The organism is Duganella margarita (assembly GCF_009857535.1).
GTDB classification, from domain to species: domain Bacteria; phylum Pseudomonadota; class Gammaproteobacteria; order Burkholderiales; family Burkholderiaceae_D; genus Rugamonas; species Rugamonas margarita.
Genome location: NZ_WWCS01000084.1, coordinates 1 through 362, shown reverse-complemented (window position 1 = coordinate 362; position 362 = coordinate 1). Strand labels below are relative to the sequence as shown.

At 67.1% G+C, this 362-nt stretch carries 1 protein-coding gene; it reads left to right on the top strand.

Going from position 1 to position 362, the window contains the following annotated elements; translation table 11 throughout:
- The coding region (locus GTP55_RS29300; protein WP_161048268.1) for a hypothetical protein at positions 1-362 on the top strand (362 nt) is incomplete at both ends.

The following is a 362-nucleotide window of genomic DNA, read 5'->3' as shown; positions in this document are numbered from 1 at the left end:
GACCACCGATCAGATCGGCCAACTGACGTCGGGCCAGGCTGCCGCGCTCAACACCGCCGCCGTCAAAGCCCTGACCACCGAGCAGGTCGTGGCGCTGACCACCAGCCAGGCTGCCGCCCTGAGCAGCGCCCAGGTGAACGCACTGACCGCTGCTGCCATCACCGCGCTGGAAACCGAAGACTTTGCCGCGCTGAAAACCGCGACCATTGCCGGCCTGAACAGCACCCAGATCGGTGCCCTGACCAGCGCGCAAGTGGTGGCCCTGACCACCGCCCAGGCCAACTCGCTGAGCAGCGCCCAGGTACGCGCGCTGACCACCGACTCGATTGTTGCCCTGCAAACCGAAGACCTGGCTGCGCTGA